Annotated in this window: 10 protein-coding genes; 6 read left to right on the forward strand and 4 right to left on the reverse strand. The window is 55.5% G+C overall.

Features of this window, described 5'->3' with window-relative positions; genetic code table 11:
* Positions 1-275: 275 nt before the first annotated feature.
* From WCO56_28190 to WCO56_28215, 6 genes are all read left to right on the forward strand, one after another.
* A complete protein-coding gene (locus tag WCO56_28190) occupies positions 276-551 on the forward strand; it encodes an AAA family ATPase (GenBank protein MEI7733484.1) in 276 nt (91 codons plus the stop codon).
* Positions 551-1099: a DUF4143 domain-containing protein gene (locus WCO56_28195; GenBank protein MEI7733485.1), complete on the forward strand. Its 549-nt coding sequence runs from the start codon at positions 551-553 to the stop codon at positions 1097-1099. The genes WCO56_28190 and WCO56_28195 overlap by 1 nt, the downstream gene beginning before the upstream one ends.
* 305 nt (positions 1100-1404) lie before the next feature.
* Complete coding sequence (locus WCO56_28200) at positions 1405-1782, forward strand: hypothetical protein (protein ID MEI7733486.1); 378 nt, start codon at positions 1405-1407, stop codon at positions 1780-1782.
* Positions 1783-1846: 64 nt separating this feature from the next.
* Positions 1847-2617 carry a hypothetical protein gene (locus tag WCO56_28205; protein ID MEI7733487.1) on the forward strand — a complete coding sequence of 257 codons (771 nt, stop codon included), beginning with the start codon at positions 1847-1849 and terminating at the stop codon, positions 2615-2617.
* Positions 2618-2625: 8 nt separating this feature from the next.
* Positions 2626-2799 (forward strand): hypothetical protein, encoded by a 174-nt coding sequence (locus WCO56_28210; GenBank protein ID MEI7733488.1) that lies wholly within the window; start codon positions 2626-2628, stop codon positions 2797-2799.
* Between the two features lie 114 nt (positions 2800-2913).
* Positions 2914-4236, forward strand: a complete 1323-nt coding sequence (locus WCO56_28215) for a PQQ-binding-like beta-propeller repeat protein (protein MEI7733489.1) — start codon at positions 2914-2916, stop codon at positions 4234-4236.
* A gap of 207 nt (positions 4237-4443) precedes the next feature.
* Here the strand turns inward: WCO56_28215 and WCO56_28220 are convergent, their stop codons facing one another.
* The 4 genes from WCO56_28220 to WCO56_28235 all read right to left on the reverse strand — a co-directional run.
* A complete protein-coding gene (locus WCO56_28220) occupies positions 4444-5187 on the reverse strand; it encodes a hypothetical protein (protein MEI7733490.1) in 744 nt (247 codons plus the stop codon).
* A 120-nt stretch (positions 5188-5307) separates the two neighbouring features.
* Positions 5308-6336, reverse strand: a complete 1029-nt coding sequence (locus WCO56_28225; GenBank protein MEI7733491.1) for a uroporphyrinogen decarboxylase family protein — start codon at positions 6334-6336, stop codon at positions 5308-5310.
* A 16-nt stretch (positions 6337-6352) separates the two neighbouring features.
* On the reverse strand, positions 6353-6547 hold the full coding sequence (locus WCO56_28230; GenBank protein MEI7733492.1) for a type II toxin-antitoxin system HicA family toxin: 195 nt from the start codon (positions 6545-6547) through the stop codon (positions 6353-6355).
* Positions 6544-6878, reverse strand: a 335-nt coding sequence (locus tag WCO56_28235; protein MEI7733493.1) for a type II toxin-antitoxin system HicB family antitoxin, incomplete at its 5' end; no start/stop codon positions are given. The genes WCO56_28230 and WCO56_28235, both read right to left, overlap by 4 nt.

Here is a 6878-nt window from a genome sequence, read left to right on the forward strand (position 1 = left end):
GAAATTGACAGAGCACGGCGAAAAAGGCAACTTTTATTTGCGGATAAGCACTTAAGAGAGCAGCAGAACAGCCGTTGAAAGACATTCTGGCCATCGACAAGATCGAGGTCATTCTTGGTGCATGTCACGTTGGCAAGACAACTTTGGTGGAACACGTTTTGGCGAGGCAGCCAGCGGTGTTCCTTAATTTCGATGTCGAGGTGGACAAGGCTCGGTTCCAAGCCGCCGCCGCTTTGTAGCCAAGCGATGGGCTGCGTTCACTCGGCAACCCGGCGGTGTTGGTGATTGACGAAGCGCAGCGGCTGCCTGAGACCTCCCGGATCATCAAGGGCTGGCATGAAGCGCGGCTGCCCGCAAAGTTCCTCCTGCTTGGCTCCGCTTCGCTGGTTTTGCTTGATCAGGCGGCAGAGAGTCTCACCGGCCGCAACCGGAAGCTGGTTTTGCCACCGCTGCTGTTTTCCGAAACGTTGGGCACTCAGACTTGGGCCAGCGCCGGTGTCGCCCCCAGCACTTGTGTCAGCACTTCGCGCCGCAATTGCGGTCCTTCCTGATGCAGCGGCTGAGTTTCGGCAGCTACCCCGAAATTGTGACGAGCGACCAACCCACGCGCTTGCTGCGCGAATTGAGTTCCGATTACCTCTGGAAGGACGTGCTTCAGGCCGGGCTGGTCAAGACGCCGGATCTCATCAAGCGATTGCTACTGCTGCTGGCCCACCAGGCGGGGGCGGAAGTGTCGGTGAACGAGCTGGCGACCCAGCTCCAAATGGCGCCGACGACGGTGGATCGCTACCTGGACTTGCTGGAGCAGACATTCGTGATTTTCAGGCTCCCCTCCTTCAGCACCAATCCCCGCAAGGAAATCGCCAAGAGCCAGAAAGTGTTTTTCTGGGATACCGGCATCCGTAACGCATTGCTCAATGCGTATTCGACGGAGGAATTCCGGCCCGACATCGGCGCGTTATGGGAGAATTGGGGCATCGCCGAGGTGGCCAAGCACAACGCCCTGCTCGGTTCGCCGGCGGAGCTGTTCTTCTGGCGCACGCGGGCGCAGTCCGAGGTGGACCTGGTCGTCAAACAAGAACGGTCTGCGGGCATTTGAAATTAAATGGTCAGCTCGCCGTGCCTCCGGTCGGGCTTTCCGCGATGCTTATGGCGTGGAGGTTGAATCCATCCACTCGGATAATCCGTTCGCGGTGGACCTCTTTAAGATTTGACCCAATCGGAGGTCAGAGCGGATGGGATCGCGCGGACCTCGACCCGATCCGCAGCGGGCAGGCGGGACGAAACGTGGTTGCCTGCATTTCCCTCGGCGAGGCGGAAAACTAGCGGAGTTTACGGTTGAAGAAACGGGCGGGCGGGCGCGTCCAACAGGTACACACACTCATTGATACGCGTGTGGACACTATGAATTTTTTCCGGCGATATCAGTTTGTATTTTTATTTTTGGCGGTGCTGGTTTTTTGCGGCGTGATGGTGTTGCGGCAGGTCATCGCCAATCAAAGCCGGCACGTGGAATTGCGCGAGGCATTCATCCTGCTGCATGCGCGCGGTTATACGAATGAAGCCCAGCGGCTCTACCAACATTTGTTGGCGGATATTCCCAAGCTGGCCAACAAAGCGCTCATGGACGACTTTCAACGGACGGTCATTCTGGTGGATCCTTCGATCCGCCAGCCGGAGAACCTGATTTGGGATTATCACTGGACGATTAGCAACGAGTTGGAAAAGCGTTCGGAGAGCACGCTGCGCAATGCGCTGCGGCTGGCTGGAGAAATTAAATAGAAGCATTGACAACCGCCTGAAATTATCATAGGTTTACGAAAAGTTTAATCCGAAAAGGACAAACATGTTATTGATACGTATCGCGTTAGGCCTGGCCATCATTGTAGGGGTGGTCGCCTCCTATATTGGTTTCCAGGAAGTCAAACCTAAGGTCGTGACGCTCCAGGAAGATTACAGCAAAGAGCAAAAGGCCCATAAAGCCACTCAAAGTGCCAAGAAAAAGGTGGAAGGCGAATTGACCACCACCCAAGGTGAGCTTAAGAAAGAACAGGAAGCGCACGAAGGCACCAAGAATCAGCTCTCCGCCGCCAACACCGCCAAAGCCGAGGCGGAAAAGCGGGTCGCCGGTCTTCAGGATGACGTTGCCAAAGCCAAAGCGGAACGCGGGAGCGCGTTGCAAGAGTTGGCTGCGTGGAAGGCCTTGGGCATTCCGGTGGAGAAAATCAAGGAGACCATGGCGTCGCTCGAAACCTTTAAGACCCAAGTGGATTCATACATGGCCATCAGCAATCAGTTGGTGCTGGTGATCGCCAAGAAGGATGCGCAGATCGCCGACCTGATCCGCCCGACGGATGATGATCCGGAACGCGGCGTGCCGATGCTGGGCCCCATCAAGGGCAAGGTAATGCTCGTGGATCCGAAGTGGCAATTTGTTGTGCTGGATGTCGGCGCGAAAAACGGCGTTGTGCCCAACGGTGTGCTGCGCGTGGGCCGTGACGGCAAATTGATTTCCAAAGTCAAGATTCGTGACGTCAAAGAAGATACTTGCGTTGCCTACATCATGAAAGGGTGGAACCTCACCCCGGTGGTGGAAGGCGATGCGGTGGTGTATTAATGAATACCATGCGTCATTTAGTTCGGGGAGTGAGCTGGATGCTCCTGGCTATGGCAGCTCTGCTGGCAGCGGGGTGTGGCACGGTGGAAGGGGATGCCCATCGCAATACCGCCGAGCGGCCATGGAATAACCCGAAGAGTTGGGAAACCGGCCTACCAAGCACCATCAACGAAGGCCGTTGATAAGCAGTGGCTTAGGTACGGAATTTCCAACGCGTCGCGTTTTGGCTGATCACGCCAAGATGTGGTATGGGGTCGGTGCGTTCCGGGCATCTGCTTCATAATATTTTTACCATCATGCGCAAGCTGCATCATTTATTAGCCGCCTTCGTTGTTTTGTCGTTTCCAGTCAAAGCAGACAACTGGCCGCAATGGCGCGGCCCCAACTTTAACGGCTCAACCAGCGAAAAGGGACTGCCCGCGCAATGGAGTCAGACGGAAGGAGTCCGCTGGGCCACGGACATGCCGGGGCCTTCGGCAGCCACGCCGATCGTATGGGAGGACCGGGTTTTCACCACTGCCGCCATCAAAAGCACGCAAAAATTGGTTGGCTTGGCCTTGGACCGCAAGACGGGCAAAATCCTTTGGGAACGCGATGCCGGTCTTGGCTATGGCAAGGATGACCAAAGCACGTATGCCACCGCTTCACCGCTCACAGATGGCCGGTTGGTCTGGTTCTTCTTTGGATCAGGGGATCTGGCCGCATTTGATCTGGCGGGGAACCAGGTTTGGGCACGCAACCTTCAGAAGGACTACGGTGCCTTCGCGTTTCTATGGACTTTTTCTTCCTCCCCGTTACTTTACAACGGAAAATTGTATGTGCAGGTGTTACAGCGGGATGTACCGGTGAATGGGCGCGGACGCACCGATGGCCAGAATGATTCGTATCTGCTCGCGCTCGATCCCCAGACCGGTAAGGAACTGTGGCGAGTGGTGCGCCCCACCGAAGCAGTGGGCGAATCTCGCGAGGCATTCAGTACGCCCATCCCCTGCCTGTTCCAAGGGCGCGCGGAAATCCTGATCTTGGGCGGGGACCTCCTCAGCGGCCACCATCCCGATACCGGCAAGGAACTGTGGCGCTGGGGCACTTGGAATCCCACGCACATTCAAAGCTGGCGGTTGGTGCCATCCCCGGTGATTGGCGGCGGAGTGGCGCTGGCGTGCGCACCCAAGGATGGCCCCATCTGTGCGGTCAAACTCGGTGGCAACGGGGTCATGCCCGATGCCTCGATAGCCTGGAAAGTGGATGACCGCGAATTGACCACGGATGTGGCGACGCCCCTGTTGTACGAAGGGAAGTTTTACGTGGCAAACACCAAGAAACGCCTGCTCTTCTGTGTGGAGCCAGCCACGGGCAAGGTACTTTGGCGCGGCGCGCTGGAGGGTAAAACGGTGTTTGATGCCTCGCCCACCGGCGCCGATGGAAAAATCTACCTGATGAATCACAACGGCGATGTCTCCGTCGTGAAGGCCGATCCCGCGGAATTCAAACTGCTGGCCTCGATCCCCATGGACGACAGCCCCATGGATCGGAGCAAAAAAAACCGCGCCAGCGTGGCCGCCGCGCAAGGCAGCCTGTTCATTCGCACCCTCGCCAAACTGTATTGCGTGGGCAAATAATCCGGTCGGAAAAAGATAGTAAGTCATTTCCCGCTGGATGAGCCTTATTCCAAATCGCTATCAAGATGAGACTAATTCGCTGGTCTTTTGAGCTGCTGGCTTCGTTGCTCGCTCGTTACAGACCGCTGCGGGTATGCGCCTCGCTCGCGTCTCGCCAGCCGCCCAAAATCCTGCCCGCCTTAGTCGCAGCTTGAAAGCTCATTGGAATTACTTGCGGAACAGGCTCTTGAGGTTTTTGCCGACGTTCTCCACGGTGTCCTTGCCGAGTTTGCCGCCACCGGCAACGGAATCGGTAACCGCTTTCAAGACGCCCCTGGAAATTTCGGCAAATATCTGTTTGGAAGCCTCTGCCACCGTAGCGCCGTTATTATCGGTGCCGATATCCTTCATGTGAATATCCGGCATCGTGAGCGTCATCGTCTTGTTGGCCAAACCGGTGAGGTTCACGTTCACCTTGACCCCCTTGATGGTGAGATCGTGAATCTTGATTTTCTTCGACGCACCCGTTGCTTTTTCCTTGGGTTGATCAGCCGGTTTATTGGCCGCACCCGTAGCCGCCTCCACATTTTTCATCAGCGTGTCAAAATTGTTGGCACCCAGCGGATTCCCCTCAAACGTGATCTCGGGATTGATGAGGATCAATTCGTTCACCACGATGACCTCCTTCAGCAGAGACCCCACCTCGACCGCGACTTTCATTTCCCCAACCTGCATGACGGAAGGTGCTGCAAAGCCCTGCGGATTACCCACCACAAAATCCTTCAACTTGCTGCTGCCGGAAAAAATGGACAGGTTCACTGCGCCGAGTTTAACATCGGTTTTGGTAATCTGCGGCCCTACGGTTTCCACACCTTTCTTCACGATGGAATCGAGGAAGATCATCGTGACAACCATACCAAGCATAACCAGTACGCCAATAACGGCTCCAATAACCAATAATTTCTTTTTCATCAGTTCTATTTTGTTGTGTCTAGTTTGAGATAAACATATCTTCCCGTAACCCCAAAGACCCAAGTAGTATCGCACAGGTTTGGAGTTGGTGCAATCCTCTCATCGGCCTCGGGTTTGCCCTCACCAACTCCGCACGGCGTCCATAAAGGCGCGGACATTTTCCGTGGTGACCCCCATGGGCATGCCGCCGGCGCAGGAAAGAACCAAACGGGAATGGTCCGGGTTATCGGCCAGCAATTTCCGGACGGCGGTACGCACTTGCACAGGCGTTCCTTGCGCGAGCACATCCCGGGGCGGGATATTCCCGAGAATGGTCAGGCGATTACCGCAGAGCGCCCGCATCTCGGCGAGCGGGGTCTGGATGCCGGGGTTATACAGGTTAATGCCGAGAGCCGGATAGTGTTTGATGGATTTGGCGCACGGCGCGTCATTATGGAAGAATTTCACTTTTACATCCGTGGCATACAGTTCCTGAAGGTAGGGGAAACCAAATTCCAGGAAATCTTTTTCGCCCATGAACCCAACGATGTCATCCAACATCAGGATGCCATCCACGGTGGGGATCGTCTCCCGTTGCAGGGCGTGCCATTGTTTCAGGAAATCCGTGATGACCCGCAGCATTTTGTGAACCAGTTCCGGCTCGGTTTTCAGCGCCATGAGGAACTCCGTGGTGCCCATCAGAAAGGTGGCCACATTCAAGGGACCGCGTGACACCGAGAATCGAATCTGGTGCCCCAAGTCTTCCATGCGCGGGCGCGCCCACTTGAGGCGGTTGAGCATGAACGGCAACCAGCCATCCGTGCGCACATCCGGCAGCTTAAGGTCGCCCATCTGCGCGTCGGTTTGGATGATCTTATCGGCAAAAGGAAATTCGTTGGGAGGAAAACTGCACTTGGAACCAAAGGCGGAAGGCTCGGTACACATGCCGAATTCGGACCAAAATCCCGGCAGGAACCAGGCTTCGGGAAACATCTCGATTGCCTTGAGGTTGGCTTCAAACCAAAGGGTTTCACTGGATAGATATTCGGCAATTTGCACGCCATGCCATCCCGGTAACCAGGGGCAATCAACGATGAAGCCGGTAGGGAGAGGAGCTAACGTTTCGCCCCGTAACACCGCCAGCAATTGGTTCCATTGTGAGTCAGTCATAAAATAATCACGATCTTCAATCGCCCGGCGGAATGGGTACAGCAAGGTGATGGCAAATGGAGCGGGCCAGAAACTTTTTAATCTCACTGTGCCGAGGGATAGCTTCCTTCCGGCCCGTTTGTGGATTGCTCCAGATTGAGTGACTGGCCCCTTCGCGCACGGGCATACATCCATGCTCTTGGAGATGACGGAGGAGCACCCGGCGTTTCATGCCAGCAGCAGTTCAGTCGTTTCCGCTTTGGGATCGAGGCGAAACACTTCCTCGCGTTCACTTTCCAGCAGGAGGCGAATCGCTTCACCAAGGTTATTCAGACATTCCTGCTTGGTTTCTCCCTGACCATTAGCCCCTGAAACTTCCAGGCAAGTCGCCCAGAAGCCGCCCTCTTCAGGTTCTCCGCGATGAACTATAGCAGTAAACTGCTTCATGCGTCTTAATATACTCATGCGGTCGCACAAGGAAAGTAAAATAAGCGGGCATTTCCACATCAGGGGTGTGTGACCGGAGAATAACCCAAAATTAAACCGCCTGTAGAAACAGGTAT

Source organism: Verrucomicrobiota bacterium (assembly GCA_037139415.1).
In the GTDB taxonomy this organism is placed as follows: Bacteria; Verrucomicrobiota; Verrucomicrobiia; order Limisphaerales; family Fontisphaeraceae; genus JBAXGN01.

What these genes read in the sequence shown, in the direction of transcription:
- WCO56_28195 (MEI7733485.1), top strand. Translation starts at nt 551, where the DNA reads ATGCAGCGGCTGAGTTTCGGCAGCTACCCCGAAATTGTGACGAGCGAC.
- WCO56_28200 (MEI7733486.1), top strand. Translation starts at nt 1,405, where the DNA reads ATGAATTTTTTCCGGCGATATCAGTTTGTATTTTTATTTTTGGCGGTG.
- WCO56_28205 (MEI7733487.1), top strand. Translation starts at nt 1,847, where the DNA reads ATGTTATTGATACGTATCGCGTTAGGCCTGGCCATCATTGTAGGGGTG.
- WCO56_28210 (MEI7733488.1), top strand. Translation starts at nt 2,626, where the DNA reads ATGCGTCATTTAGTTCGGGGAGTGAGCTGGATGCTCCTGGCTATGGCA.
- WCO56_28215 (MEI7733489.1), top strand. Translation starts at nt 2,914, where the DNA reads ATGCGCAAGCTGCATCATTTATTAGCCGCCTTCGTTGTTTTGTCGTTT.
- WCO56_28220 (MEI7733490.1), bottom strand. Translation starts at nt 5,187, where the DNA reads ATGAAAAAGAAATTATTGGTTATTGGAGCCGTTATTGGCGTACTGGTT.
- WCO56_28225 (MEI7733491.1), bottom strand. Translation starts at nt 6,336, where the DNA reads ATGACTGACTCACAATGGAACCAATTGCTGGCGGTGTTACGGGGCGAA.
- WCO56_28230 (MEI7733492.1), bottom strand. Translation starts at nt 6,547, where the DNA reads ATGAAACGCCGGGTGCTCCTCCGTCATCTCCAAGAGCATGGATGTATG.